Below are 26,272 nucleotides of genomic sequence, written 5' to 3'. Positions count from 1 at the left end.
ATGACCAGGGTCCGGGTACCGGTGCGGGTGGAGCTCGACGTCGCCGCCCTGCCCGCCGCGCCCCCGGCCCTGGAGGCCGCGCTCACCGAGTCGCTGACCCGGGCGCTGGCCCGCTCCCGCACGCAGGTCTTTCCCAGCCGGCCCTACGCCGGCGCCCGGCCGGGCGCACCGCAGGTGCACTTCACCGGACCCGGGCTCCGGCAGGCCCGGCCGGAGGAGCTGGCGGCCGCGGCGGCCGCCGTGGAGCGGGCGGTGCGGGCGGCGTGCACGGCGGGACGGCTGCCGACCGGACGGCGCCCGCCGGCCGGCCGGGAAACGGACGTGGCGGCGGCGGTCGCCGAGGGTCCGGCCCTGCGGATGGTCCCCTCCTACGCCGGCCGGGGCGCCCGGGCGGCCGTCACCGTGCGGCCCGTGGGCCGCACCACCAAACTGCGGGCCCTGCCGGTGCGGTTCGCCGTCCTCCGGGACGCCGCGCACGCCGCGCAGGTGCTGGAGGCCGGCCGGCGGGCCCGCGGGCTCCCGACGTCCACCGGCCAGGCCGGTGTGATCGGTGCCCGTGCCGACGGCCTGTACGTGGTGTGGGTGCGGGACCTGGCCACCCGGACGGTGCTGCTGGACGTCGGGTTCGAGCTCGCCACCGCCCTGGTGCTGGACACCAGCCGCAAGGAGGTCGTCGAGTCCGTCACCGGCGTCCCGCCGACCGCATCGGCCTACCGGATCACCTACATGTGCGGCGCGGGCGAGGTCGCCGCCCGGACCGAGGAGTTCCTCCTCGACCTGATGCGGCGACGGCTCGGCCGCAGCGCGAAGGGCTCGCCCGAGGAGGTGGACCGGGCCGTGGCGCGGGCGACACCGAAGGTGCACGAACGGGTGCTCGCCTCCACCGCGGGGGCGAAGTCACTGCTGCGGTTGGTCGCCGACGGGGTCACGTTCCTGCTCCCGCTGCGGTTCGACGTGCCCGAACGGCTGGACGCCGAGCTCGTCCCGCTCACCGAGGAGGTCGTCACCGCGGCGGAGGGAACCGAGGAGCCCACCGGCGCCGGCGGGGCACCGGGCGGGACCGGCGGCGCGACCGGCACCGGCCCCCGGCCGTGGCCGCTGGACCCCCGGCCGGGGACCGGGCGCCGGCTGGCCACCCCGTGCGAGCCCTCCGTCGACGGCGAGCCGGTCCTGGCCGATCTGGGCGAGGCGGGCGGGGCGCTGCAGCGCCGGATGGCCACCCTGGCCACCGAACTGGGGATTCCGCCGTGCGGCTACCTCGGCGGGTTCCTGGCGTACGCGCTGGAGGCGGTCACCGTGTTGGCGTCCCGGGTCGCCGCCAGCGCGGTGGGCACGCACGGGGTGCTCGTCCGCAGCGACAACGGCAATCTCGGCCCGGTGGACTTCCGCCCCGGGGTGGAGACCGAGGTGGCGGCCCTGCGCCGGCTGGCCGGCCTGCTGTCGCTGCTGGACGACCTGACATTCGCCTACGTCGACGTGCTGCTGCACTCCCAGCCGCCCGTCCCCGGCGGGACGCGCCTGGCCAGGCTGGTGATGGAGCACGCGCTCGACGCCTTCCGCCGCCCGGTCGCCGCGCTGTTCGTCCAGACCTGCCGGGTGCTCTTCCTCGATCTGCTCGCGGTCTCCCGCAAGGGCATCGAGACCCGGCAGTCCGATCCGGCCGCCTACGCCCGTGCCTTCGGGACCGCGGTGCTGCCCCTGCTGGAACGGGTCGAGGGCCTCGCCGACCTGCGGGAGGCGCTGCGGCTGCGGGAGTCGGGCATCGTCCCCGTGGACCTGTCCGCCGACCCGATCGCCGGCGTCCACGACCTGCCGCCGCTGCCGGAGGACGCAGGCACCGGGCCGGTGGACGCCGGCGTGCCGGAGCCCGGCCAGGGGCAGGGCGCCGGCGCGCCCGATCCCTCCCCGTGGGCACACCTGCCACGGCCACCGCAGCGGGCCGGCGTCGAACGGCGGGACGACGGCGTGCTCGTGGTGCACGACGGCCGCGGCCGCGCCCTCACCGCCGAGCAGCTGGAGCAGGAGCGGACGTTCACCCTCACCACCGTGGAGAGCTTCGAGCCGCTGGCCAAGCAGCTCACCGACCTGCCGGACTTCATGGCCGCCGTCCGCGACCCGGCCCGGGGCCTGCAGGAGACCCTCACCGGCCTGCTGCAGACCATGCACGAGGCCAATCTCGAGATCGCCGGCCAGGTGCGCGGGGACGCGCTGTACGCCTTCGGCCGCAGCTCGATCTCGGAGCGGCTGCCCGCCCGCCCCGGCCGCATCCCCTACCAGCTGCGCGGCATCCACCAGCTCGCCGACGGTGTCCTGACGCCGGCGTTCGCGGGCAGCGGGCGGTACGTCGCCGGGGTCACCTGGCTCTTCGACACCGAGGTGGGGGCGGCCAGCCTCGCCGGCGCGCTGGAGTTCATCGGCGTCACGCTCATCGCGGTGCTCTGCCCACCGCTGGGTGCCGTGGTCGGTCTGGTGGTGGCCGGGGTGCACCTGATGAGCGCCGCGGAGTCCGAGACGACGTACCGGGCGCTGCTCGATCCGGACCAGGTCAAGTCCTGGGCCGAGGTCGACGCCGAGCTGTGGGCCGCCCGGCTCGGCATGGCGCTGGGCTTCCTCGTCATCGCCGCGGAGATCGTCGCCCTCGCCCGGGTGGCGCTGAAGGCCAGCGCGGAGGCGGCCGCCGTCGGGGCCACCGACGCCGCCGCCGCAACCGCCGCCCGCGCCGCGGCCGCCAGGGCGGTCACCTCGGCGGTGCGCCGGGCCGCCGACGAACTGGCCGTCGAGTTCGTCAAGGCGCTGGCCGTCGGGGCGGTGCTCGACGCGGTGATGGCCGCGGTGCTCGGCCCGGTGATCGGTGCCCTGGTGGCCGCCGACCTGGAGAACGGGCCCAGCGGCGTCGACGGCCCGTTCCTCGACCTGTACGTGGCCCGCTACGAGGCCCAGGTCGACGCGGAGCTGGACCCGGGGCCGGAGCCGGCGCCGTGACCACCGTCCGGGCGCTCCGGCTGCGGCTGCCCGAGCTGGGCCTGCGCGCCAAGCCGGAGTTCCGCGCCCACGTCGACCAGCTCGAGGCCCGGCTGGGCGGAACGGTCCCGCGCGAGCACCTGGAGGCCTTCTGCGAGAACCTGGTGGTGCTGGGGGTGATCCAGGGCGGAGGGCGGGCCGCCGGGCGCACCGCGGCCCGGATCGGCGCGGTGATGGAGATGGCCGGCCGGCTGCAGGCCGAGTACGCCCGGCTGATCGCCCAGGTCGCCGAGAACCCCCAGGGCGTCGGTGGCGCGGTCACCACCCGGCTGCAGGCGCTGACCCAGCAGCTGACCGCCGCCCTGGACGACATCGGTGAGCCCGCGGCCCAGCTGCAGGGCCGCGGCGTCGCCGACCTCGTCGACCCGCCGCCGGTGCGCCCCGGCCCCCCGCCCCCACCCCGACGGCTGACCGACCGGCCACGGCCGGCGCACATCCCGGCGGAGAACGTCGTCCAGGTGACGCCCCGGCGGGTCCGCGGCGGCTGGGACATCCCCGCCCTCGGCCGCAACGAGATGCACGTCTTCCCCGGCGGGGAACGCGTGTGGCGGACCCCGTCCGGCGAGATCGTGATCGAGTGGGTGCTCGGCCGGGGCCGGGGGCGGGCGGGCTACGAGAAGGACCTCCCGGCCCGCTCGGAGTACGACCTGCCCGAGTACGCCGACGCCCTGCTGGAGCGGGCGCACGCCGCCGGTCAGGGCACCGGGTTCGAGGCACCGCACGCCATCCGGCTGGCCGCCGGCGAGGTCAACCAGCGCGTCCAGCGGTGGGGCATCGAGCTGTTCCTCCGGCGGCTCCGCGATCGGTTCCCCCGCTCCGACTACCCCGACCTCCAGCTGGAGGCCAGCACGACCACCGCCACCGTGCCCGGCACCCTGCGGCTCCAGTCGATCGACTACCGGGTGGACGCCGTGCACGGGGGCAACCGGGACTGGCTGATGCAGTTCCGCATCGAGGTCGGCGGCGAGGTGCGCAACCCGCGGCTGACCATCCCTCCGGACTCGGTGGTCGTGGGCAGCAGCCCGGGAGCGCAGGCCCTGCTGCTCGGCATCGACATGGCCGACGTGCACGCCATGTTCGCCGGCATCGACCAGGCCCGGCCGATCGGGCGGACGCCGCCACCACGGGACGGTGCGCAGTGAGCGACCAGGGGCTGAGCTTCCAGGACGTCCTCCGGGTGCCCTCGGCCGTGCTCTCCGACGGCGTCGCCACGGTGCCGCTGTGGGCGGTGACCACGCTGCAGCTGGCCGAGACCTACTCGCTGCCGCCATTGGTCGCCCAGGGCGCCCGGGCGACGATGCCGGTGCACGACGACACCATCTCGCTGACCGGCCTGCTGGTCGGACCGCAGCGCTACGCCTTCAAGGTGCTGCTGGAGAACCTCGCCGAGTCGAGCAAGCGCGGCAGTGCCCTGGCCACCTTCACCGGCGGCAAGGTCGGCGGCCTGATCCTCGTCACCTCGCTGACCATCCGCACCGACATGCAGGTGCAGTCGCTGTCCTTCACCGCGTCCGCGGCCAAACGGGAAGCGCTGGACGTCTCGATCTCGATGGTGCACGTGCCCCGGCCCGGATCGCTGAGCAAGCTGCTGGACCTGGCGAGCCTGGGCGTCGGCGGACTGCGGGACTTCGGTGCCGCGAAGGGAGCGCTGTGACCGTGATCGACCCCACCGCGGTGGTCCTGCCGCTGCTCAACCCGCGGCGGCCGGCCGTGCTGCCGGCCGGCGCCCGGCGGGTGCGGGACGCGCTGCTCGACGGGCTCCCCGCCACCGTCCCCCTCACCGGCGAGCTCGAGCTGGCCGTGCTCCTCCCCGACGCCCTCGGCGACTGGCGGGCGGCTCCGGCGGAACTGGTCGTCTCTGCCGGGGGCACGGGCACGGCGGACCTCGACCCGGGAACGGCCGCCGCCACCGCGGTCGTCCGGCCGACGCTCGCCGTGCGCGACCGCACCGCCACCCTGGCGGCGTACCCGGCGGTGGCCGGCGGGCCGGGCGCCGTGCCGGGCGCCGACGGCGCGGTGGTGGTCCACCTGGTGCTGGCCGGCTGGCGGCTGGCGCTGGGCTCGCTGGTCGGGCCGGGGGCGAGCGGCTCGTGGATCGAGTTCGCCTGGTGGTGGCCGGCCGGCGACCGCACCCCGCCGGGGACCGCCGTCCGGCCCCGGGTGCGCGACCGCGCCGCCACCGCCGCCGCCGCGCCGGCCGCCCGGGCCGTGCTCGGCCGCGAGCGGCGGTCGCTGCGGAGCCGGCGCGGGCCGCACCCGGTGCGGCGGCCCGAGGACCTGCCATGAGCCTGCTCGACGCCGTCCTGCCCGCCGGCGCGGTGAGCCTGGGCAACTCCCCCGGCTGGCTGCTGACCTTCGCCCCGGCCCCCGGCGCCGCGGCCGGCCTCACCCTCAGCTGCGAGGAGTACGAGGCGACCATCGACGCCACCCTTCCCGCGGGGCTCGCCGGTGGCTCGTACACCGTCGTCCTGCACGGCTGCACCGACGCGCACCACGCCGCGCTGGCCGGGCGCACCGGTGCCGCGGGCGACCTGCGCGTCGTCCGGCTGCACCTGTACTGGCGGGACGTCAACCAGAGCGTCCTCGGCTACCTGGCCGGCGCCGCCGGCCTGCCGGGCCTGTCGGCCGCCCTGCCGGGCGGGACCGGCGGCGGCGCACTGGATGCCCTACGGGCCGCGGAGCTGGCCGTGCAGCGGGTCGGCCGCCGGGTCGGCGCCCGGCAGTACGAGACGGTGCTGACCCTCGTCGAGCGGGCCTGGACGGCGCTGGCCCGCCCGCTGGGCACGCCGATCACCGCCCGGTCGACCGACGCCGCGGCCGCGACGCTGGCCGGGCGGGCGGGCGTGCCGATCACCGTGCACTCCCCCGATCCCGCACCGCTGGCCCCCGACCGCCCGGGGACGGACAGCCGGACCTTCGGCAAGCGCAGCACCGGGCGCGACGTCCTCCGGGAACTGGCGGCCACGCTCGGGCACGGCCGGGAGACGTTCGGCCGCAGCCTCCTGCTCGTGCGGGACGGCGCGGTCCACGTGGGCACCCGCCCGGTGCCGCTGGCCGGCGGGCCGCGCGACCTCACCCCGGAGACCGGGCTGCTGTCGGTCGACCGGGAGACCCCCATCGCCCTCGGCGACGGCCGCGAGCGGCCCCAGCTGCGGGTGCTGCTGCGCGGACGCGGCGACCTGCGGCCCGGCGACGTCGTCCGCGTCGCGCCGCCGGAGGTCACCGACGCGTCCACCCTGCCCACCACCGGCGCCGCCGTGCTGAGCGGGCTCACCGGGATCGCCGGGGCGCTGCTGCCGGGCGCCGGCGGCGACCTGAGACGGGCGTACGTGTCCGGGGTCAAGCACTCCGTCGCCGCCCGCACCGGCTTCACCAGCACGCTGTCGGTGATCGTCCTCGAGGACGGCGACGAGGCGTGGCCACGCAGCACCGAGCCGGCCGTCCGCCGGCGCTCGGCGGCCGCGGCCGCGGCGACCTCCCCGGATCCGGCGGTGACCGCGGCCGACGCCGTGCGGGGGGTGGTGGCCGGTGCGCTGGACGACCTGGCGATGCCCGACGTCGGCGAGGTGCGCGAGCAGCACACCGCCGGGAGCGCGGAGCCCCCCGGCCAGACCACCCGGGTGTGGCGCGGGCTGACCGGGGACGACGGGCGGCCCGGCGCCGTCCGGCGGGTGGACGTCGAGCGGAAGGACCCCGAGGAGGTCGACGGCGTCCCGTACCTGACCCCGTTCGCCTGGGGGAAGTGCGGCCTGGTGGTGCCCCGCTATCCGGGCACCCGGGTCCTGCTGGCGCACCGCAACGGGTACGCCGCCGAGCCGGTCGACGTCGGGGCGATGTGGACGTCGGGTCAGGGGCCGGACTCCCACCCCGGGGACTGGTGGCTGGGCCTGCCGGTCGGGGTGCGCGACCGGTCGGCCGCCGGCCAGGAGGGCGCGGTGCCTCCGACGGCGGCCACCGCGACCAACGACCTCGTCGACGCCGACGGGGACCGCCGGATCGAGGTGGGCCGGCTGACCGTGCGGGTGGGCCCGGCGGGGCTGGCCGCTCCCGGCACCCGGCCGGAGCCGACCGCCGCCCGGCGCGTGGTCTCGGTCGAGCACGCCGACGGCACCACCCGGATCACGGTGGACGAGGACGGCAACGTGAGCATCGTCGCCACGGGCACGCTCGCGTTGTCCGGCGCCCAGGGCATCACGCTCGACGCGGGGTCCGGAGACGTGACGGTGACCTGCGCGCAGATGAAGGTGAACTGACGTGCCGCGACCACTGACGTCGGCAGCCGACCTCGCCTGCACCGCGAAGGGGCCGGTGGGCATCGGGCCGGGCCGGTCCGGCCTGCTCGTCGGTGGCGCGCCGGTGCTCACCGCCGCGGACTGGCCGGGCAGCCCGCCGTGGACGGTCACCTGCCCCGTCACCAAGGACAAGGGCGGCTGCACGCTGCTCACCGGTGCCCCCACGGCGGGGGTGTCCACGTCGCTGCTGGTCGGCGGGCAGGGCGTGCTGCTGGACACGGTGCGCGGCCCGACTGACGCCACGCACACCGTCGCCCTCGCCGTCCCCGGCAGCGCCGGGCAGACCGACCTGGAGGTGGCCCGGTGACCACCGAGGCAGCGGCGCGCCGGCAGCTCGGCTGGGGTGTCCGGGCGGTTCGGGTCGACGAGGCCGACCTCGGCATGGACATCGCCCTGACCACGGCCGGCGGGCTGGACCTGCAGCAGGTCAGCGGCCTGGACAACCTCGACCAGTGCCTGCGGATGGCGTTCACGACCGCGCTGGGCGCCGACGTGTTCAACGTCGACTTCGGTTTCGACGGCGTCGCGGTGGTGGCCCGCGAGCCGGACCCGGTGCTGGCCCGGGAACGGGTGCGGATCTCCGTCGTCCAGGTGCTGTCCCGGGACCGGCGGGTCCGGCAGGTGCTGGACCTGCGGCTGGACCCCGACCGGTCGGACGACGCCGGCGGTGCCTCCCCGGCGGAGCGCGCCCACCGGTGGGGCCGGCTGGACGTCGAGGTGGCCTTCGAGGCGGTCACCGGTGACCAGCGTGTGCTGGGCGTGCTGAGGACGGTGGACGGTGCCTGAGCCCGGTCTCTCCCCCGACGACGTGCGGGCGGTGGACGCCCGCGTCCTCGCGGCCAGCGGGGACGACGCCTTCGGCATCACCGCCGGCGGCTTCCTCGCCAAGCCGTTCGCCCGGCTGCTCGCCGAGCGCATCGCGCTCGCCCAGGCCCTGTTCGGCGCCGACGTCGACCTGACGTCCGGCTCGGTCCTGCGCCGGCTGCTGGAGCTCACCGCCCTCGAGGACGCCCGCACGTGGGCGGCGCTGGGCCGGGCCTACGACGACTCGTTCGTGGCCACGGCCCGCGGCGAGGCGCTGACCCGGCTGGGGGCCGAGCTCGGCGTCCCCCGCCCGTACCTCGCCGCCGAGGGCACCGTGGACCTGGCGCTGGCCGGGGACCTGCCCGACGGGACCACCGAGGTGGTGCTGCCCGCCGGCGCCCGGCTCACCACCTCCTCCGGTCACCGGGTGGCGCTGGACCGGTCGGCTCGGCTGGGCCCGGGCTCCCCGGCGCCGGGCGCCCGGGTCGTCGCGCTGGTCCCCGGGCCGGGACACGACCTGGACCCGGGCGAACCGGGCGAGCGGCTGGACCGCTGGGAGGAGCGGGACCCGGCCCTCGCCGACCTGCTGGCGCTGCGCCGCGCGACCGGGGGCGCGGTGGACGTGCGGATCACGCACTCCGCGCCGCTCACCGGCGGAACCCGCCGCTGGGACGACGACCGGTACCGGGACGTCCTGCTCCGCGCCCCCCGGTCGCTGTGGACCGTCGAGGCCGTCGAGTCGGCCGCCGCCCTGGTGCCCGGGGTGCGGCAGGTGCAGGTGCGCGACCCGTGGGGCGGCCTGGACCTCGAGCGTTCGATCTTCGGCAACTTCAACTTCCTCGAACGGCTGTTCTCCACCGCCCGGGACCCGGCGGCCCCGGCCTACCTGCAGGTCGTCGTGGTGCCCTCCCGGGGCGCCGTGTGGAGCGGCCCCGGCGGGCTGCACGAGGAGCTCGAGGAGGCGCTGGAGGACCTGCGCCCGGCCGGCGTGCAGCTCCGCATCGAGCCGGCCGAGGAGGTCGGCGTGGGGATCGCCGGCACGGTGGTGGTCGACGGGGTCGCGCTGCCCACCGGCGACGCGGCGGCGGTCAACGGCTCCGCGGCGGCCACGGCGCTGCGGGAGCGGCTGCTGACCCGGGTGCGCGGCTACGTCGACCGCCTCCGGCTCGGCGAGCCGGTCCGGGCCGCCGAGGTGTCCTACGCGCTGATGAGCGAGCCCGGGGTGGTCGACCTCCGCTCGCTGACCCTGCTGCGCGCACCGGTGGCCTTCGAGCGGTTCCGCACCGCGGGCGGCGCCGTGCCCGGCCCGGCCGAGGCCCGCTCCGCCGGCGAGAACCTCGCCATGTCCGCCGCGCAGGTCGCCGTGTTCCTCGACGACCCGTCCCGGCTGGTGGTGAGCCGGGCATGACACCGGGCACGATCGTCTCCGGCGCCGGCCTGCTGGGGCCGGGCGCGGCCTCGCTCGCCGCCCAGGTCGACCACCTGGCCGGCCCGCTGACCGCCGGGGCCTCGCTCTCCCGGTTCCCGCCCGACGGCACGGGCGCCGCGACCCTGCGCTGGCGACGGGAGCCCGTGCTGCTGGCCGAACTGGCCCGGGACCTGGGCGACGAGGTGCTCACGGTCGCGGTGCACGAGGCGGGCCGGTCGCTCGGCGACGTGCGGTTCGACCCGTGGTCGGCGGCCGGTACGACCCTTCCGGTGTGGTGGCCGGCCCGTTCGCCGCTGACCGAGCCGGCCGCGGTCGTCGTCACCGCCGGGACCGCCGACGGGTCGCTGCCGGCGGAGGAGGTGGCCGGCGCCGTCTGCCTCGTGCTGGTCGAGGGTTCCTTCGGCCGGCTGCTCTACGTGCTCGGCGCCGAGAAGGCCCGGTTGCGCCGGCAGGCCCGGGCCGTCGCCGCGGCCCGCGTGCTGGACCTCGCGCACGGCGAGGCGCTCGACCGGCACGGCCGGGACACCGCGCTGCCCCGCCTGGCCACCCGCCTGCAGGGTGCCGGCGGGGAGCTGGTGCTGGCCTCCGCGCCGGAGGACGACGCCCACTACCGGGAAAGGCTCCGCCTGTACCGCGGCCTGCGGCTGCCCACGCACCGGACCCTGCGCGAGCACCTGAACGGACCGGACGGGAGCAGCGGACCCAACACCGGCCCGGTGGCCGGTCTCGACCCGGGCCGGACGGCGCCGCTCGGCCGCTTCACCGTGCTCGACCGCCCCGCCCCGTTCGCCGTCGCCGTCCGGCTGGTCGCCGCCGGGGACCCGGGGCTGCGCGACTCGTTCCTCGGCTGGCTGCGTCGCGACCGGCTGGTGCGCCCGGCCGCCGAGGGGGACGCCGACACCGCTGCCCGGCTGCTGCCGCCGGAGGCCCGCGTCCGGCTCGAGCAGCTGCGGGCCACGCTGCGCGCCGGCTTCACCTTTGTCGACGGCGCGGCGGCCGACCCCGCCTTCGCCCCCTCCCTCGCCGCCGCGCTGGGCCGCCTCGCCGCCTGCCGGGCCGCCCTGGGCGTTCCCGACCCGTGGCCGCTCAGCGCCGCGCAGGCCGATACCGGCAGCCGGTACGAGCTCGGCCTCGGCGCCGACCTCGCCGTCCTGCCGGCGGCCGACCTGGACGACCTCGCCGCCCGGGCCGCCGCCTTCACCCCGGGGCCGGACACCGACCCGACCGCGGCCGCGCTGCTCGCCGCCGCCGTGCCCCTGGCCTCGGCCGACGACGAGGAGGGCCGCTGGCTGCTCCGGCTCTGCGGGTTGCGCACGGTGCACCGCACCGGCGCCGGCACGCTGCACGTCTCCCCGGTGCACAGCGGCGGGCTCGTCCTGGAGGGGGCGCCGGTGGTCCAGCCCGGCGGCTGGGACGACGTGGCGCTGTCCGCCGGGGCCGGCGACGGGGTGCGGCTGGTGCTGGGTGAGCGTGCCTCCGGGCGGATCGACCTGCTGGCCCTCGGTGGGCCCGGGCGGGCGCCGGTGCGGCTGGCCGTGCCCGCCGGGGCGCAGCTGGTCGGCCTGCCGGCGAGCTCCACGCGGGGGCTGGGCCTCTACTCCCGGGAGGACGGGACGTTCTCGGTGGTGCACGCCGGCAGCGGGGAGACGCTCCTGGCCCCGGTGGACGTGGGCACCCGCTGGACTCTCGTGCTCGGCGGGCACCTGGTGTCCGCGCCGGGCTGGGACGTGCCCGGCGACCTCGTCCTCTACGACACCGTCTCCGGTGACCTGGCCGTGCACCGCATCGCCGGCGGTGCGCTCGTCCCGGTGCGCACCCTGCCGGGATGGCGGCCGGGCTGGACGTCGCTGGCCGTCGGCACGCTGCAGTTCGACCCGACCCGGGACGGTGCCGGGGAGCGCCCGGTGCTGCTCGCCTACGACGCGGTCACCGGCAGCGTCGAGGCGGTCGACCTGCACCGGGGCGAACCCGCTCCGGTGCTGTCGCTGCCCGACTGGCGACCGGGGCTGTCCGGCCTGGTCTTCACCGGCGCCGGCCGGCGCCGGCGTGGACCCGGGCAGCCGCTGGTGGCGTTCGACCGGGCCCGCGGGGAGCTGGCGGTGTACGAGGCCGAGGTGGACGGGGACGCCGTCCGGGCCCTGCGCCGGCTGGGCGGGTCGACCGGCTGGGAGGGGTGGACGACGGTCGTCGGCCTCCCCGGCGCGCTGGACCTGGGCACGGTGGCCGTGGTGCTCACCGACCCCGGCACCGGCCGGGCACGCTGGGTCGACCTCACCGTGCCCGCGGACCCCGGCGCCGAGGACCTGTCGCCGGGGTGGCGGGCCCGGCCGCGGGAGCAGTACCGCGCCCACCTGCTCGGGGCCGGCGACGAGCGGGCGGCCGAGCTGCTGCGGTCCGGGCTCGACCGGGCGGCCGGCGAGTGGGCGGCGGCCGGGCGGCCGCCGTGGACCGTGCTAGCGCCGGCGGAGCTGCCCGGCCTGCTGGCGGTGCTGCAGCCGGCCACCGGAGCCGCCGCCGCCGGCCTGGCCGACGCCGGGATGCCGCACCCCGGCCACCCGGACGCGCTGGCCGCGGCGCCCGAGCTGCCCGCGGAGCTGGTGGGCGTGCTGCGGCTCGATCCCGGTCTGGCCGCCGACGTCGCGGCCGGGCTGGCCGTGGACCGGCTCCGCGGCCTGCTGGAGCTGCTCTCCGACGCAGGGATGGCCGCGGGGCTGCTCTTCCTGACCGGCGCGGGGGACGCGGTGGTGGTGACCTCGCTGGTGCCGCTGCCGGTGGCCGGCCTCAACCTCGCCGAGCGGGCCACCGCGGAGTTCCGCTGGTACGCCGTCCCGGTGGTCGGCGACGGCGGGCGGGTCCGGGAACGGGGCGCGGTCACCGAGTTCTCCCCCACCGGCCGCGGCCTGACCGCCCTGGTGGCGGTGGGGACCGAGCGGGGTGCGGCGCCGGCGCCCTTCGGGCTGCGGGTCGAGCCGCCGCCGGGGGCGGCGCTGTCCCCGGACGAGTACGAGTTCGTGATGAACGTGCTGCTGGCCGACGTCCCCGCGGCCGTGGAGGTCGACACCTACCCGATCCGCAGCCGGGCGGTCGACGTGCACGGGGACGGGACCGGCGGGGCGATCCCGCCGCGACTGGCCCGCAGCTTCCAGCTCTACCGCCGGCCCGGTGCCCGGCCGGCGGGCCGCACTGCCACCCCAGGAGGTCAGCCGTGAACGAGATCACCGTGGCCGGGATGACGCCGTCCCGGATGTTCGACCTCCTGACCACCGAGGGGCTGTCGGCGATCGAGGCCAAGACGGCCATCGGCCGGTGGATCATCGACGACGTCGGTGGCGGGCAACGGATCTTCCGCTTCTCCGTGGACTTCCCGGCGACCGACGCCGCGGACACCTCCCGTTTCGTGCGCACCTTCGAGCACGACGACTGGCGGGACGGGGTCGACGTCGTCCAGGCCGAGGGCATCGAGGGGTTCAACCGCCGCTTCGACGCGATCCGCGGGGACCTCGACGCGCTGGGTGACGAGCTGCGCCGGGCCTACGCCGGCATCGCCGGGCTGCGCGCCGGCCTCGCGCACCTGCTCGCCGACGTCACCGCGGAGTTCAACCGGGTCAACGCCGACCTGGCGCGGCTGGCCGAGCGGCCGCAGCGACCGGGCCGACTCGAGCCGTTCCCGGGCGTGCTGGAGATGCCCGAGCTCATCGGGGCGACGACGTTCTTCGGCAAGGACGTCCTCGCGGTGCGCACCGCCACGGGGATCCAGGTGCTGCCCCAGGTGGAGATCCCGCGGGACCGCCTGGGCGCCGGCCGGCTCCGGTACGCCGGCGCACTCGGCCGGGCCGTCGCGAACGACGCCGCCCTGGGCACCGCCCTCTCGGCGGGGACGATGACCAAGGAGGACCTGGTCGGCCGGTTCGGCGACCTGGTCACCGAGGAGGGGGTCACCCTGCGGGAAATCGTCGAGGTCCTCCCCGCCGGCCAGGTGATCGGGTCGCCCGAGGCGCTGCAGGACATGGTCGCCGAGCGCCAGGCCGCGGTGCTGCGGACCACCGGCGGCGCCGATGCCGTTCTCGCCGCGAGCGTGCGCGGCAGCATCCGCACCCGGCCGGAGTCGGCGACGACGCTGGGGGTGGAGCAGCTGGAGGGGCTCCCGGCGGAGACCCGGACGGCGCTGCTGGCCGCGGGCATCACCAACGTCGGCATGCTCGCCGACGCCACCGCGGAGGGCCTGGGCGAGACGCTGCGGGCCCAGGGGCTCCAGATCGACACCGGGACGGCGGCGCGCTGGACCGGGCTGGCGCGCACGCTGCGGGGCCTGGGCTGACCGGCCGGCCGGTGGGGAGGGGCGGTCATGATCGAGCGCATCGGGTTCGGCCCGGCCCAGCTGCGCCCCGGCAGGGGCCGGCCGAGGCTGCGCCCGGGTGAGACGCTCGCGCTGGGTCTGGGCGTGAGCGCGACCTCCCCCGGCGAGCTGGCCGGGGCCACGGCGTTCGTGTGGACCAACCACGGTGCCGCGGACCCGCGGAACTTCTCCGCGGTGGCCATGGCCGGCACGGTCCCGGCCGACGAGCACCAGCGCGCCTTCGAGGTGACGCTGCCGCCCGCCGTCCGCGGCACCTTCGTCGCCACCGGGTACGTGGTCCTCGACGGGGTGCGCCACTGGGCCCAGGAGCATGCCGGGCCGCCGTCACCGGCCGCCCGGCACGGCCTGCAGAACCGGCTGGTGTACCGGGTGTCCGACCCCGCCGTCGACGCCACCTACGTCCGGCAGGTGCCCATCGACAAGGCCAACGCCCGGGCCGACAGCACCGACATCTCCACGATCGAGGACATGCTCGAGACCGGCCCGGGCTGGTACACGCTGCGGCAGCTGGCCGACGAGGGGGTCACCTGCGTGTGGGTGCAGGTCCCGTACCGCCTCGACCCGTGGGACGGCCTGGCCGCCCTCGACGACGCGGGCAGCGACTACGCCAGCACGGACTGGTTCTCCATTGACCCGGAGCTCTCGCGGGAGGCACGCGCCGTGCCGCCCTGGGACCGGGACCGGCAGCGGGAGCTGGCGAACGCCGCGATGACCCGGTTCGTGGCCGCGGCGCACGCCCTGGGCATGGCGGTGATCTCCGAGATCGCGCCGAACCACGTCGGGCACAACTACGTGTTCCGGGACGTGTTCGGGGAGGGCGGATCGGCGCAGGTCCGGCGGCGCGACTACTCCCAGGTGGCGCTGGACGCCGCCCAGCTGGCGGAGGTGGCGGCCCGGCTGGCGTCACCGGAGGTCGACGAGGGGATCAAGGACTACGCCGAGCACATGCTGCCGCAGCTCTACGCCACCAGGGGGCCGGACGGCCGGTACGACCCGCGGGGTGCCGGCAGCGTGCACCGGACGTACTCGCCGGACTGGTACGGCAGGTGGGCGGACACGAAGCACCTCAACCACGGCGGTCACGCCGGCGAGCAGCGCTGGGTCGCTACCTCGGCGCAGAACCAGCGGGTGCTCGACTACATCGGCCGGGCCATGCGCTGGGCGGTGACCGAGCTGGGGTTCGACGGCTTCCGCGTGGACCACGCCCTGGGCATGCCGTTCTCCTTCTTCGAGCAGGTGCTGCCGGTGGTCGAGATGGAGGCCCGCCGGGTGCGCGGCGCGGACAGCTCCCTGCTCATCGTGCTCGAGGACCACGACCGCAAGGACTACAGCGCCCGGGTGGGGGACGTCGTCCAGTCCAAGGGCTACGAGGAGCTGCTGCACGCCCTGGCCGACCGGGACGTCGACCGGCTGTGGCGCAGCTACGGCGCGCCGCTGCGCGACGCGGAGTTCTCGGGGACCGGCAACCACGACGAGATCCGCGGCTCCGGGTGGTTCGGCGGCGACCTCCTCGCCTACGGCACCGCGGTGGTCACCATGCGGTTGATGGGCGGCCCGATGACGACGCTGGCCGGTGACGAGTACGCGGAGGGGCAGCAGCTCCGGTTCAAGTCCCGTGGTGGCGTGCCCACCCTGTGGCAGCTGCGGCAGGGCACGCTGCCGGCGGCGAACACGGCGCTGGCCGCCCGGATCGCCGCCGCCGCCCGCCTCGCGTCCAGCCGGCCGGCGCTGCGCACGACCGAGCGCGAACGGCTCGGCTGGCGGACGGCCGCCCCGACCGTGCCATTCGCCTGCGCCCGGTCGGGCGCCGACCCCGGCGACGTCCCGCTGCTGCTGGTGAGCAACCTGGACCGGACGGCCTGGGTGAGCGGGCAGCTCGACGTCGGCAGCTCGCTCGGCAGCCGGCTGGCGCAGGCCCCCGACTCCCACCACCAGGTGCTCGACCTGCTCGGCACGGACCCGGACCGCCCGATGTGGCGCCGCCCCCTGTCCGGCCGGCAGCTCCTCGAGGAGGGCCTGCCGGCCGGACTGCAGCCGTGCCAGGTGCAGGTGCTCGAGCTCCAGCGCGTGCACTGACTGCCGGACCGACGACGGGAGCCCTCGTGCCACCCTCCGCGCACCTCGGGCTCGGGGCCGTTCCGTTCGCCGGCGGGGTCGCGTTCCGCGCGTGGGCGCCGTTCGCCGCCGCGGTGGCGGTCGTGGGCGAGTTCAACGGCTGGGACGACGACGCGAACCCGATGGCCGCCGAGCCCGGTGGTCACTGGTCCACCGACGTCCCCGGCGCCCGGGTGGGCCAGCGCTACCGCCTGGCCGTCACGACGGCCCAGGGCCAACTCGTCCGGCGGATCGACCCACGGGTCCGGGCGGTGACGAGCTCCATCGGGGACGGGATCGTCTGCGCCCCGGACGACTTCGACTGGGGTCAGGACGACTACCGGACACCGGCCTGGAACCACGTCGTGCTCTACGAATTGCACGTCGGCACCTTCAACGACTCCCCCGGCGGGGGCGTGGGGACGCTGCGCTCCGCGGCGGAGCGGCTGGGTCATCTCCGGGACCTCGGCGTGAACGCCGTCGAGCTGATGCCGGTCACCGAGTTCGGCGGGATCTCCTCCAAGGGCTACAACCCGGCGCTGCCCTTCGCCGTGGAGTCCGACTACGGCGGGCGCACGGCGCTCAAGGAGTTCGTCCGGGAGGCGCACCGGCACGGCATCGCCGTCCTCCTCGACGTGGTCTTCAACCACTTCGGCGCGGCCGATCTCGAGCACAGCCTGTGGCGCTTCGACGGGTGGCACGAGGGCGAGGGAGGCGGCGTCTACTTCTACAACGACTGGCGCATGCACACGCCCTGGCAGTCGCCACGCCCCGACTACGGACGCCCCGAGGTCTGCCGGTTCGTCGTGGACAACGTGCTGATGTGGCTGGAGGAGTTCCGCGTCGACGGGCTGCGCATCGACCAGACCGCGCAGACGTGGGCGGCCTCGGGGCAGTTCCTCCCCGAGGGCTGGCGGCTCCTGCAGGACCTGAACCAGGCGGTGGACCGGCACCAGCCCTGGAAGACCATGATCGCCGAGGACTTCGCCGGCGGGGCGGCGGTGACCCGGCCGGTCGGTTCCGGCGGCCTCGGGTTCGACGTGCAGTGGGACCCGTTCGTGCACGACCTGCGCGCCGCGCTGGTGACGCCCTGGGACCGGGACCGCGACGTCGGCCGGGTGGCCGCCGCCCTCACCCGCAGCTACGACGGCGCCTTCCCGCGGGTGGTCTACACCGAGTCGCACGACGAGAACGGCAACGGCGGACGGCGGCTGCCGGAGGAAATCTCCCCCGGCGCGGCCGCCGACGTGTTCGCCAAGAAGCGGTCGACGCTCGGCGCTGCCCTGGTGCTCACCGCCCCGGGGCTGCCGCTGCTCTTCCAGGGGCAGGAATTCCTCGAGGACACGTGGTGGAGCGACGACCGGACGCTGGACTGGACCAAGCTCGCCAGGTTCCACGGCATCACGCAGCTGTACCGCGACCTGGTCCACCTGCGCCGCAACTGGTACGACACCACGCGGGGCCTGACCGGGCAGGGGATCAACGTGCACCACGTCGACCACGCCGGCAAGCTCCTCGCCTTCCACCGCTGGTCGATGGGTGGCCCCCGCGACGACGTGGTGGTCGTCGCCAACCTCGGCTGCGTCGACCACTCCGCGTACCGCATCGGATTGCCCCGGGCCGGCCGGTGGCGGGTGCGGCTCAACTCCGACTGGTCCGGCTACGACCCGTCCTTCTCCAGCCGGCCCGGCTACGACCCGGTCACCGACCCGATCGCCTGGGACGGTCTGGCGTTCTCCGCGGACGTCGGCGTCGCCGGCTACTCGGTCCTCGTCCTCTCGCAGGACTGACCGCCCGGATCCGCGCCCGGGTCACTGCCGCAGCGGCTGGACACACCGGGCGGCTCAGCCACCGGGCCGCTCAGACGCGGGCCGGCGGCAGCGGCTGCACCGGGCAGCGCACCGGACGGGACCGGGGCCCGGTGCCGGGGCGGGCCGGGCGGATCAACTCCTCCATCAGCGGACTGGGCGCTATCCCGAGCTCGTCCGCGAGCAGCTCCCGGAAGGCCTCGTAGGCGCGCAGCGCCTCGGCGGTGTTGCCCTCGGCGAGGTGGACCCGGACGACCGCCCGGTGGGCGCTCTCCCGTAGCGGCTCGGTACCGACCGCGGCGTACGCTACCTGCACCGCGTCGCCGTAGCGGCCGCCGTCCACCAGCCGGTCCGCCAGCACCTCGAGGGCGTGCATCTTGAGCTGGCGAAGGCGTTCGCGGGCGAAGAGGACCCAGTCGTCGTACCACCCGGGGAGCAACTCGCCGCGCAGGCCGACGTCTGGCGCGACGATGTCGTCCACGGCGGCGAGCGGGTCCAGCACCCGCCGCGCCCAGTCGCTGAGCTCGCGCACGTCGACGCGCACCCCGGCGGCGAGCCCGAGCGCACCGCCGGACACGTCCACCAGGCCGGGCACCGCCTTCTGCACCCGCCACAACGCCGAACGGAGGCTGCCGTGGGCGTGCTCCTCGGGCACGTCGGGCCACAGCTGCCCGGCGATCGCGCTCCGGCCGGGGTGGCCGAACAGGCTCAGGTGGGCGATCAGGCGCTGAGCGCTGTGTGGGAGGTCGTTCCCCGCCGCCGGGGCACCGGCATGGGTTCGCTCCAGCGCGAACCCGTCGAGCAGTGCGACGCGCGTCGCCGAGGCAAGGTCCACCGGGTGTCCCCCCTTGTGGCGCCTTCTGGTCGTGCGTCCGGACGCACCGGCAGCGCGATCACCGCACCGCACCGCATCGTCCCGACCCGGACGCAGCAGTGTCAATCGCGTCGGGCGGCGTGATCCGACACCGGCCGCAGGTACACCGAGGGCACCGGCAGCGTCACGGTGCGTACGGGTCCGGTGGCTGTCGTTCCCCGGAGATCCGCCCGGCGTGGCACGCCTCAGGCGTGGCCGGCGGCGCGCAGTGCGCTGACGCACGCCCGCTCGAGGGCCCGCTGGCGGCGCACGCGGGCGAGCAGGCCCGGGACGGGCTCGAGCTCCCGGGAGCCGGACGGACGCGCGTCCGTCAGCCGGCCGTCGGCGTAGTGGCCGACGGTGGTGTGGACGGTCCATTGCTCGACGTCGGGAACCGACATCTCCTGTCCGATCAGGACCGCGGGACCACGGACGTCGGGTGGAGCGTTCCGCAGGGCGATCGGCCCGGCGTCCCAGTCCGCCACGTGGACGGTGCGGACGTGCAGTCCCGCGTCGTCGACGGCGAGGACGGCGTCGGCCGGCCCGGCCCGGCGATGCAGGTCGCTCATCCGCGCCGCCTCCAGCACGACGACCAGCCGCGGCAGGTACCACCAGTGCTCCCGGCGCAGCATCGGTGAGTCGGCCAGCGCCCGGGACGGGGGGTGCTTGCGCAGCTCCTGATCGAGGAGCTGCTCCCTGAACAGGGCTCCGTCGCCGTCCTCGATCAGGGTGGGCCGCCCGGACAGCATCAGCGGGCGCCATGCCGAACCGGTGAGCCGCGGGTCGGAGAGGACCAGCGCGGCCTCCTCCGCCGCCCCGGCGACCCGGGCCGCATCGACGTGTGCCCAGGGCAGTGCCACCGCCGGCCGGCCGTCCAGCAGCAGGGGGACGACGCCGGCCGCGCCCGGCGGCCCCGGAGGCGCCCGCCACAGCAACTCGGCCACACCGGCCGAGGCGACCGCTGCACCCAGGCTTGTGGCATTCATCACCCGGTTGTCTACTCCCTGCAGTGGCGGCACAGGGGCCGCCCCGTCCTAGGAGCAGCCAGTGCCGGCATTCGTCGTGGGCGCCGTAGTCGGGATCCTGTTCTTCCTCGGATACCGCTACTACTCCCGGTACCTCGCGCGCAAGGTGTACGCCCTGGATCCGGCGTTCGTCACGCCGGCCCACCAGTTCAACGACGGTGTCGACTTCGTGCCGACCAACAAGCACGTCCTCTTCGGGCACCACTTCACGTCGGTCGCCGGCGCCGCCCCCATCGTCGGACCGGCGATCGCGGTGTTCTGGGGCTGGGGGCCGGCGCTGGCCTGGATCGTCCTGGGAACCATCTTCGCAGCCGGCGTGCACGACTTCGGCTCATTGGCCGTCTCGGTGCGCCACAAGGCCAGGAGCATCGGCACCCTCGCCGGTGACGTCATCAACGGCCGGGCCCGCTTCCTCTTCCTGGCGATCATCTTCTTCCTGCTCACCTTGGTCAACGCGGTGTTCGCCGTCGTCATCGGGAACCTGTTCGTCGCCCAGCCCGGAGCCGTCATCCCCATCGTCGCGGAGATCCCGCTGGCCATCGGGATCGGGGTGTACATCTACCGCACCCGGTCGTCGGCGCTGCTGCCCTCGCTGGTCGGGGTCCTGGTGCTGTACGCGCTGATCCTGGTCGGCAACGCCGTCCCGGTCTCGCTCGACGGCCTGGCCGAGGCGCTCGGGTTCGAGCAGACCCGAAACCTGTGGGTGGTCCTGCTGTTCGCCTACACCTGGATCGCCTCCCGCATACCGGTGTGGGTGCTGCTGCAGCCGCGCGACTACATCAACAGCCACCAGCTGTTCATCGCGCTCGGCGTCATCGCGCTGGGCGTGATCGTCGGCATGAGCAGGATCCAGGCGCCGGTGGTCAACGACGTGCCGGAGGGGGCGCCGAGCTTCTTCCCGTTCCTGTTCATCACCATCGCCTGCGGGGCGATCTCCGGGTTCCATGCGCTGGTGTCCTCGGGGACGTCGTCGAAGCAGCTGGACAAGGAGACCGACGGGCGCTACATCGGCTACATGGGCGCCGTCGGCGAGGGGTCACTGGCCACCGGCGCGGTGCTCGCCACCACCGCCGGTGTGGCCGCGACGCAGGCCGACTGGGAGGCGCTGTACCCCGACTTCGCCACCGCCTCGGGCGGCGCGACGGGCAACTTCGTCAACGGTGTCGCCCAGTTCGCCAACAACCTCGCCGTCCCGCTGGACATCGCCGCGGTCTTCGCGGCGGTCGTCGTCATCAGCTTCGCGGCCACCACCATGGACACCGGCGTGCGCCTGCAGCGCTACGTCGTCCAGGAGATCGGTGAGCTGACCGGCATCCGGGTCCTCGCGCGCAACCTGACCCTCGCCACGACGGTGGCCGTCGTCATCCCGCTGGCCATGGCCCTGCTGCCCGGTGGCGGCGAGGCCGGGTACACCTTCGGTGTCCTCTGGCAGCTGTTCGGGACGACGAACCAGCTGACCGCCGGCCTGGCGCTGTCGGTGATCGCGGTCTGGGTGACCCGCCGCGGCAAGAACCCGACGGCGGTGCTCGTCCCGCTGGTGTTCCTGCTGGTGGTGACCACGTGGGCGCTGATCCTCAACCTGCGCAACTTCGTCGACGCCGGGCAGTGGGTCCTGGCGCCGCTGGACGCGATCGTCTTCATCCTGGCGGTGTGGCTGGTGGTGGAGGCCGCGCTCGCCCTGCGGTCGGCGTTCCGCGAGCGGGGAACGGCCGTTCCCGCCGAGGGCGGGAGCGGTGCCGGGGAGGAGTCCGTCGTGGCCCGGGCCAACCCCGACCATGGGGAGTCCACCTCCGGGTCCACCGAGGGCCCGGCCGGGCGAGCCGGCCGGTGACTTCGCGCGTCGTCGTCGTCCGCGGCACCCGCTCGGCGGCTCCGGCCGCCGGCGGGTGCTGCGGCGGGGACGTCCGGCCTTTCGACGAGGGGGGCTCGCACTGCCACGTTCCGCCGGAGGACGAGGTCGGCGGGGTCTACCGGGCCCTGCGCTCCGCCCTGCCCGACCACGTGGACATCCAGATCGTCTCGCCGTCGAACTGGCTGTGGCTGCTGCCCGAGCTGATCAGGGGCGGCCGCCGTCGCGGCCTACGGGGTGCCGAGCTCCGCCGCTCGGTGCGGGCGGGGATGGCGGTCTCCTCCCTCATCGTCGACGGCGTGGTGCTGGTCCGTGGAGGCCTACCGGCGCCCGCTGACGCCGTCACGCTGGTCGGGCGGGAACTCGCGCTCCGCTGAGCACGGGCCGTTCCCGGACCCGCCTCTCGGATACGCAGCCGATGCCGGGAGCCGGTCGCGGAACGGTGTCAGCGCGGCACGAGAACCGACCAGGCTCCGGGGTCGACCCGCCACGTCCGCGATCCCACGGCCTGCTGCAGTTCGCCGTCCGCGACCAGGTCGACCGGGCCCCCCTGGATGCGCACGTGCCGGGCCCGCGCGATCTGAACGTCGGGGCGGTCCACGTGCGCCCCGGTGAGCAGCGCCGCCGCGAACGCGCCACGGACCACCGGACCCGTGGCGGTGGACACCACCACTTCCGCCATCCCGTCGTCGATCAGCGCGCCGGGTGCCAGGGACGTGCCGCCGGCGATCGTCGGGCCGTTGCAGACCCCGACCAGCAGCACCTCGGTGCTCCCGTCGGCTGCCCAGCCCCCGGCCTCGGAGCCGACGACCTCGCCGTCGGCCTCCACCCGGAGTGCCACGCCCCTGGTCGTCAGGCCGGCGATGACCGCCCCGAGTGGAAAGGCCGCCGTACCCAGCCGACCCTTGAACCGGATGGCCTCGGCACTGGCCCGGGCGCCGACGCCGACGTGGACGGCGTTGACGACCAGCCCGCCGTCGTCGCCGCGCAGCAGGTCCACCGGGCATGGAAGCCCGGCGAGGACCACGGTGGCCGCGGCGACCGGATCCAGCGGCAGCCCGAGGGTCCGGGCCAGGTCGTTCCCTGTTCCCCGAGGGATAACGCCGACCGGCTCGCCGGGGCCCAGCGCCCCGGCGCTGTCGAGCGCACGGATCGCCGAATGCACCGACCCGTCACCACCGAGAACGACCAGGCGGCGGTCCCCGCGGCCGCCCACCGCCTCGAGGAGCTCGGCCTCGTCGGCGGTGGCGGCCACCGTCACCTCGGCGCCCCGGCGCAGTTCGTCCAGCGCCGCCTCCACCGAGACGTCGTCAGCGGTTCCGGCGTCCCGGTTCAGCAGCACGAGAAGTTTCTGCATGCTTCTCCCCATGGCCTACCACGTCAGACGTGATCTCGCGGGATCGTGCGGTTCCAGTTCAGCGAGACGATCCGGCGTTCGTCCTCGTAGGCATCCAGTTGGGCGGACAGGCAGAAGTCCGTGGCCGTGGAGGTCAGCACCGTGCGGGTCACCGTCTGCACGTGCCAGTCGCCGCGGCGGAACGCCATGGTCCAGTTCGTCTCCCCGCGGATCGACCCGTAGTCGTCGGCGACCGAGCTGTACCGCTCCGCTGCCCGTCGTGTCACCTCCAGGTCGATGTCGTCGAAGCGCAGCACACCCAGGTCGTTGACGACCTCGAGCGCGGACTCGTAGCCGATCAGGTCTCGGGTGACCGCCCACTTGTGCTCACCGGGCCGGCGCGGCGTGACCGAGATCGGCAGCGCGCCCTCGGGCTCCCCGAACGGCTGGCCGGACACCTCGTCCGACTCCCGCAGCGGGCGGGTCGGCAGGATCAGGCGACTCGACGCCGTGTGCACCTCGAGCCGTGCCGATTCCGGTGACGGCCACGCCAGCGGCCAGTACGACGACGAGACGGACAGCCGCAGGCGGTGCCCGGGCGCGAAGGCATGGGCGACGCCGTTCATCCGCACCTGGACGCGATAGCGCCGGCCGGGCTCGAGGGGCCGGGGGTCTGCGTGCCCGTCGCGGTGCGTGAGATTGAGCAGGCCGTAGGTGACCCGTGTCGCCCGCCCGTCGGGCGCCACGTCGGACAGGCGCACGGCCACCATGGCATCGGGGCGGCTCGCACTGATGTCGAACTCGGCCACGGGGGCGCCGAGGATCTCGTATCGCTCCCCGAGGACATCGGAGTCGAACACCAGCGACCCACCGTCCTCCTCGCGCTGGTCGTAGGGCAGGTCCGGAGGAGCGTTGTAGGAACACCACTTGCCGGCGAACTGCCCCACCGACAGCGGGGACTCGATGCCCAGGATCTCCTCGGCCACCACGTCGGCCGGAGCGGCGATCCGGTTCCGCGCCAGTGGATGCGCGACCTCGTCGACGTGCGGTGACGGCCAGCTCGGCTCTCCCACCCAGCGGCCCGGGCGGTCCTCGTACGCGGTCAGCGGCGGAACGCTGTCCTGCATCCAGACCCGGAGCATCGGCGCGTCGGTGGTGCCGTTGTCGATGCCCTTGAGCCAGCGGTCCCACCACCGGACCACCTCCTGGAGAAAGCCGATGGCCGGTCCGGGCTGACCGAGGTGCGGGTACTTGTGCGACCACGGTCCGATCAGGCCCTGGCGCGGTACGTCGAGGTGCTCGATCATCCGGAAGACAGCGTTGGAGTAGCCGTCGGCCCACCCGCTCACCGCGAGGACCGGACAGTCGACCTCCGAGTACTCCTGGCAGATGGAACCGTGCTCCCAGTAGGTATCGCGCGTCTGGTGCTGCAGCCACGTGTCCAGCCACAGGCCGCTGCCCTGCAACCGCTCCAGCCACATGTCCCGCCATCGGTTCCCGACCAGGGCGGGGTCGGGTGGGCAGGAGTTGTAGGCGAACATGGTCGAGGCCCACGACAGGTTGTCGCTGAGCAGACAGCCACCCATGTAGTGGACGTCGTCGGCGTACCGGTCGTCGGTGGAGCAGACCGTCACGATCGCGCCCAGCCCGGCGGGTCTGCGGGCGGCCACCTGCAGTGCGTTGAAGCCACCCCAGGAGATGCCCATCATCCCCGTGTTGCCGTCGCACCAGAGCTGGTCCGCGAGCCAGGCGAGGACGTCCTCGGCATCGCGGAGCTCCTGCTCGAGGTACTCGTCGGTCAGCACTCCCTCGGAGTCACCGCTGCCCCGCAGGTCGACGCGCACGCAGGCATACCCGTGGCCCGCCATGTAGGGATGGTGGATCGAGTCGCGGTAGGCCGTCAGATCGCGTTTCCGATAGGGGATCAGTTCCAGGATCGCCGGCACGGATTCGACATCGGACTCGGGCGGACGCCAGATCCGGGCGGCCAGGCGGGTGCCGTCGGTCATCGGAATCCAGACGTGCTCCTCCTCGATGACGTCGTACGGGAGCTCCTGCACGGCGAGGAGTGGGGAATCGGCCATCGCGGGTGCTCAGTTCTGGATCTCGAAGGCGAGCATCTGGACACACCTCTCGTACGTCTCGATCAGCTCGGCCTCGTCGCGTGCACCGACGAAGACCTGAGCCAACTCGTAGCTGTAGCTGTCCTGCTGGGCGAGGTCCGACAACCGGCTTCCCGTCTCCGCCACCACGCGCACGGTGACACCGTCGAGCTCCTGCTCGATTCGCTCGACCTCTGCGCGCGACGGGCTTCGCACCACGACGCCGTCGTCGAATGCCCGGAGATAGCACTTGGCCGCCACGTCGTACGGTCCCTCGCCTGCCGGTCTTCTCGGTGTCCGGCCGAGAGCGAGCTTGATCATGGCCTCGTGGTTCGAGACGCCGTCGACGTGCTCGAACAGCAGGGCGTGCGACTGCGAGTGCCGCGGGTTCACCTCGAGCAGCCGGATCCGATCGTTGTCGGGGTCCCAGAAGTACTCGATGTTGAAGGTGATCGAGTCGAGTCCCAGCTGCTCGACCACCTTCTGCGAGATCTCCGCCAACCGGGCACGGATTCGCTCCGGGAGCTGCGACGGATACTGGTACCTGAGAAAGCTCGAGGTGTCCGGATAGGTCAACGAGTCGACGATGCCGTAGACGTGGACCTCTCCCCCGACGCTGTATCCCTCGACGGTGACCTGCTGGCCGACAGCGGCCTCTTCGGCCAGGCAGGCGGTTGCTCCGACTCGGGCGATCTCCGGTGGCAGGTCCAGCTGTCCGAGAACGAATTCGAACGGCTCCCCGTACTTGTCGATGCCCTGGCGCATCTCCGTCAGCGCCGCGTTCAGCTCGTCGCGGTCGCCGACGCGGAAGGCGAGCTCCGAGGACACCGACTTCACCGGCTTGAGCCACACGGGATAACGAAGGTTCGGCGGAAGACCCTCGTGCTCGTCGAGGTCGACGAGCGCGAACTCGGGAACCTCCTCGATCACCTTCCGCTGCTCGATCCGGCTCCAGTACTTGTGCTCGCACTTCACGACGGCGTCGAGAGGGGGGCCCGGAACACCGAACCGCCGGCACAGGATGGGCAGCATGGAGCTGACCGGGAAGTCCCAGTAGCCGACGATCGCATCGATCGGACCGTCGAACGCCTCGAGCTGCTGCGCCGCCCGATCGAGCAGTCCGGCCAGGTCGATGTTCTCGATTCCGATGAGCTCGTCCTTGGGAAGCAGCTCGTGGAACGTGAACTCGTCCGGCTCGAGATGCCGGAGCGTCTCGAGGTTCAGCGCGTCCAGGCCCAGTACGAAGATGTGTGCAGGCATCGTCGGCCCGCTACCCACTGGTCCGCTGATCACACAGCGGAA

The 26,272-nt window shown here is 74.9% G+C and carries 19 protein-coding genes; 14 read left to right on the top strand and 5 right to left on the bottom strand.

Going from position 1 to position 26,272, the window contains the following annotated elements; translation table 11 throughout:
• From ACYVG5_RS01275 to ACYVG5_RS01220, 12 genes are read left to right on the top strand one after another with little or no spacing between them, the layout of a single operon-like run.
• Positions 1 to 2,982, top strand: a complete 2,982-nt coding sequence (locus ACYVG5_RS01275) for a hypothetical protein (RefSeq protein WP_222045268.1) — start codon at positions 1 to 3, stop codon at positions 2,980 to 2,982.
• Positions 2,979 to 4,163: a polymorphic toxin type 4 domain-containing protein gene (locus tag ACYVG5_RS01270; RefSeq protein ID WP_222045266.1), complete on the top strand. Its 1,185-nt coding sequence runs from the start codon at positions 2,979 to 2,981 to the stop codon at positions 4,161 to 4,163. The genes ACYVG5_RS01275 and ACYVG5_RS01270 overlap by 4 nt, the downstream gene beginning before the upstream one ends.
• On the top strand, positions 4,160 to 4,675 hold the full coding sequence (locus ACYVG5_RS01265) for a hypothetical protein (RefSeq protein WP_222045264.1): 516 nt from the start codon (positions 4,160 to 4,162) through the stop codon (positions 4,673 to 4,675). Before ACYVG5_RS01270 ends, ACYVG5_RS01265 begins: the two co-directional genes overlap by 4 nt.
• Positions 4,676 to 4,677: 2 nt before the next feature.
• Positions 4,678 to 5,307 (top strand): hypothetical protein, encoded by a 630-nt coding sequence (locus tag ACYVG5_RS01260; protein ID WP_460682899.1) that lies wholly within the window; start codon positions 4,678 to 4,680, stop codon positions 5,305 to 5,307.
• On the top strand, positions 5,304 to 7,274 hold the full coding sequence (locus tag ACYVG5_RS01255) for a hypothetical protein (protein WP_222045260.1): 1,971 nt from the start codon (positions 5,304 to 5,306) through the stop codon (positions 7,272 to 7,274). The genes ACYVG5_RS01260 and ACYVG5_RS01255 overlap by 4 nt, the downstream gene beginning before the upstream one ends.
• 1 nt (position 7,275) lies before the next feature.
• Positions 7,276 to 7,620 carry a hypothetical protein gene (locus ACYVG5_RS01250; protein ID WP_222045258.1) on the top strand — a complete coding sequence of 115 codons (345 nt, stop codon included), beginning with the start codon at positions 7,276 to 7,278 and terminating at the stop codon, positions 7,618 to 7,620.
• Positions 7,617 to 8,099: a hypothetical protein gene (locus tag ACYVG5_RS01245; protein ID WP_222045256.1), complete on the top strand. Its 483-nt coding sequence runs from the start codon at positions 7,617 to 7,619 to the stop codon at positions 8,097 to 8,099. The genes ACYVG5_RS01250 and ACYVG5_RS01245 overlap by 4 nt, the downstream gene beginning before the upstream one ends.
• Positions 8,092 to 9,525, top strand: a complete 1,434-nt coding sequence (locus ACYVG5_RS01240) for a hypothetical protein (RefSeq protein ID WP_222045254.1) — start codon at positions 8,092 to 8,094, stop codon at positions 9,523 to 9,525. The genes ACYVG5_RS01245 and ACYVG5_RS01240 overlap by 8 nt, the downstream gene beginning before the upstream one ends.
• Positions 9,522 to 12,755 carry a hypothetical protein gene (locus ACYVG5_RS01235; RefSeq protein ID WP_222045252.1) on the top strand — a complete coding sequence of 1,078 codons (3,234 nt, stop codon included), beginning with the start codon at positions 9,522 to 9,524 and terminating at the stop codon, positions 12,753 to 12,755. Before ACYVG5_RS01240 ends, ACYVG5_RS01235 begins: the two co-directional genes overlap by 4 nt.
• Positions 12,752 to 13,864 carry a hypothetical protein gene (locus tag ACYVG5_RS01230; RefSeq protein WP_222045250.1) on the top strand — a complete coding sequence of 371 codons (1,113 nt, stop codon included), beginning with the start codon at positions 12,752 to 12,754 and terminating at the stop codon, positions 13,862 to 13,864. Before ACYVG5_RS01235 ends, ACYVG5_RS01230 begins: the two co-directional genes overlap by 4 nt.
• 27 nt (positions 13,865 to 13,891) lie before the next feature.
• Positions 13,892 to 15,979 carry an alpha-amylase family protein gene (locus ACYVG5_RS01225; protein ID WP_222045248.1) on the top strand — a complete coding sequence of 696 codons (2,088 nt, stop codon included), beginning with the start codon at positions 13,892 to 13,894 and terminating at the stop codon, positions 15,977 to 15,979.
• Between the two features lie 26 nt (positions 15,980 to 16,005).
• Positions 16,006 to 17,787 carry an alpha-amylase family glycosyl hydrolase gene (locus ACYVG5_RS01220; protein WP_222045246.1) on the top strand — a complete coding sequence of 594 codons (1,782 nt, stop codon included), beginning with the start codon at positions 16,006 to 16,008 and terminating at the stop codon, positions 17,785 to 17,787.
• A gap of 70 nt (positions 17,788 to 17,857) precedes the next feature.
• Here the strand turns inward: ACYVG5_RS01220 and ACYVG5_RS01215 are convergent, their stop codons facing one another.
• On the bottom strand, positions 17,858 to 18,640 hold the full coding sequence (locus ACYVG5_RS01215; RefSeq protein ID WP_222045245.1) for an AfsR/SARP family transcriptional regulator: 783 nt from the start codon (positions 18,638 to 18,640) through the stop codon (positions 17,858 to 17,860).
• A 224-nt stretch (positions 18,641 to 18,864) separates the two neighbouring features.
• On the bottom strand, positions 18,865 to 19,644 hold the full coding sequence (locus tag ACYVG5_RS01210; RefSeq protein WP_222045242.1) for a hypothetical protein: 780 nt from the start codon (positions 19,642 to 19,644) through the stop codon (positions 18,865 to 18,867).
• A gap of 61 nt (positions 19,645 to 19,705) precedes the next feature.
• On the opposite strand from ACYVG5_RS01210, the gene ACYVG5_RS01205 reads away from it, so the two are divergent.
• Together ACYVG5_RS01205 and ACYVG5_RS01200 are read left to right on the top strand one after the other, a co-directional pair.
• Positions 19,706 to 21,514 (top strand): carbon starvation CstA family protein, encoded by a 1,809-nt coding sequence (locus tag ACYVG5_RS01205; protein WP_222045240.1) that lies wholly within the window; start codon positions 19,706 to 19,708, stop codon positions 21,512 to 21,514.
• The gene (locus ACYVG5_RS01200; RefSeq protein ID WP_222045238.1) at positions 21,511 to 21,909 is read left to right on the top strand and encodes a hypothetical protein; all 399 of its coding nucleotides are present in this window, start codon (positions 21,511 to 21,513) and stop codon (positions 21,907 to 21,909) included. The genes ACYVG5_RS01205 and ACYVG5_RS01200 overlap by 4 nt, the downstream gene beginning before the upstream one ends.
• Before the next feature lie 68 nt (positions 21,910 to 21,977).
• Here the strand turns inward: ACYVG5_RS01200 and ACYVG5_RS01195 are convergent, their stop codons facing one another.
• From ACYVG5_RS01195 to ACYVG5_RS01185, 3 genes are read right to left on the bottom strand one after another with little or no spacing between them, the layout of a single operon-like run.
• A complete protein-coding gene (locus tag ACYVG5_RS01195; protein WP_222045236.1) occupies positions 21,978 to 22,889 on the bottom strand; it encodes a diacylglycerol/lipid kinase family protein in 912 nt (303 codons plus the stop codon).
• A gap of 23 nt (positions 22,890 to 22,912) precedes the next feature.
• Positions 22,913 to 24,952, bottom strand: a complete 2,040-nt coding sequence (locus tag ACYVG5_RS01190) for a CocE/NonD family hydrolase (RefSeq protein ID WP_222045233.1) — start codon at positions 24,950 to 24,952, stop codon at positions 22,913 to 22,915.
• Positions 24,953 to 24,961: 9 nt separating this feature from the next.
• Positions 24,962 to 26,230 carry an ATP-grasp domain-containing protein gene (locus tag ACYVG5_RS01185; protein ID WP_222045231.1) on the bottom strand — a complete coding sequence of 423 codons (1,269 nt, stop codon included), beginning with the start codon at positions 26,228 to 26,230 and terminating at the stop codon, positions 24,962 to 24,964.
• Between the last annotated feature and the right edge of the window lie 42 nt (positions 26,231 to 26,272).

The organism is Modestobacter lapidis (assembly GCF_054780755.1).
Note: the sequence above shows the minus strand (reverse complement) of the source record. Positions and strands in the feature narration are given on the sequence as shown.

What these genes read in the sequence shown, in the direction of transcription:
- ACYVG5_RS01195 (WP_222045236.1), bottom strand. Translation starts at nt 22,889, where the DNA reads ATGCAGAAACTTCTCGTGCTGCTGAACCGGGACGCCGGAACCGCTGAC.
- ACYVG5_RS01225 (WP_222045248.1), top strand. Translation starts at nt 13,892, where the DNA reads ATGATCGAGCGCATCGGGTTCGGCCCGGCCCAGCTGCGCCCCGGCAGG.
- ACYVG5_RS01255 (WP_222045260.1), top strand. Translation starts at nt 5,304, where the DNA reads ATGAGCCTGCTCGACGCCGTCCTGCCCGCCGGCGCGGTGAGCCTGGGC.
- ACYVG5_RS01275 (WP_222045268.1), top strand. Translation starts at nt 1, where the DNA reads ATGACCAGGGTCCGGGTACCGGTGCGGGTGGAGCTCGACGTCGCCGCC.
- ACYVG5_RS01185 (WP_222045231.1), bottom strand. Translation starts at nt 26,230, where the DNA reads ATGCCTGCACACATCTTCGTACTGGGCCTGGACGCGCTGAACCTCGAG.
- ACYVG5_RS01210 (WP_222045242.1), bottom strand. Translation starts at nt 19,644, where the DNA reads ATGAATGCCACAAGCCTGGGTGCAGCGGTCGCCTCGGCCGGTGTGGCC.
- ACYVG5_RS01190 (WP_222045233.1), bottom strand. Translation starts at nt 24,952, where the DNA reads ATGGCCGATTCCCCACTCCTCGCCGTGCAGGAGCTCCCGTACGACGTC.
- ACYVG5_RS01235 (WP_222045252.1), top strand. Translation starts at nt 9,522, where the DNA reads ATGACACCGGGCACGATCGTCTCCGGCGCCGGCCTGCTGGGGCCGGGC.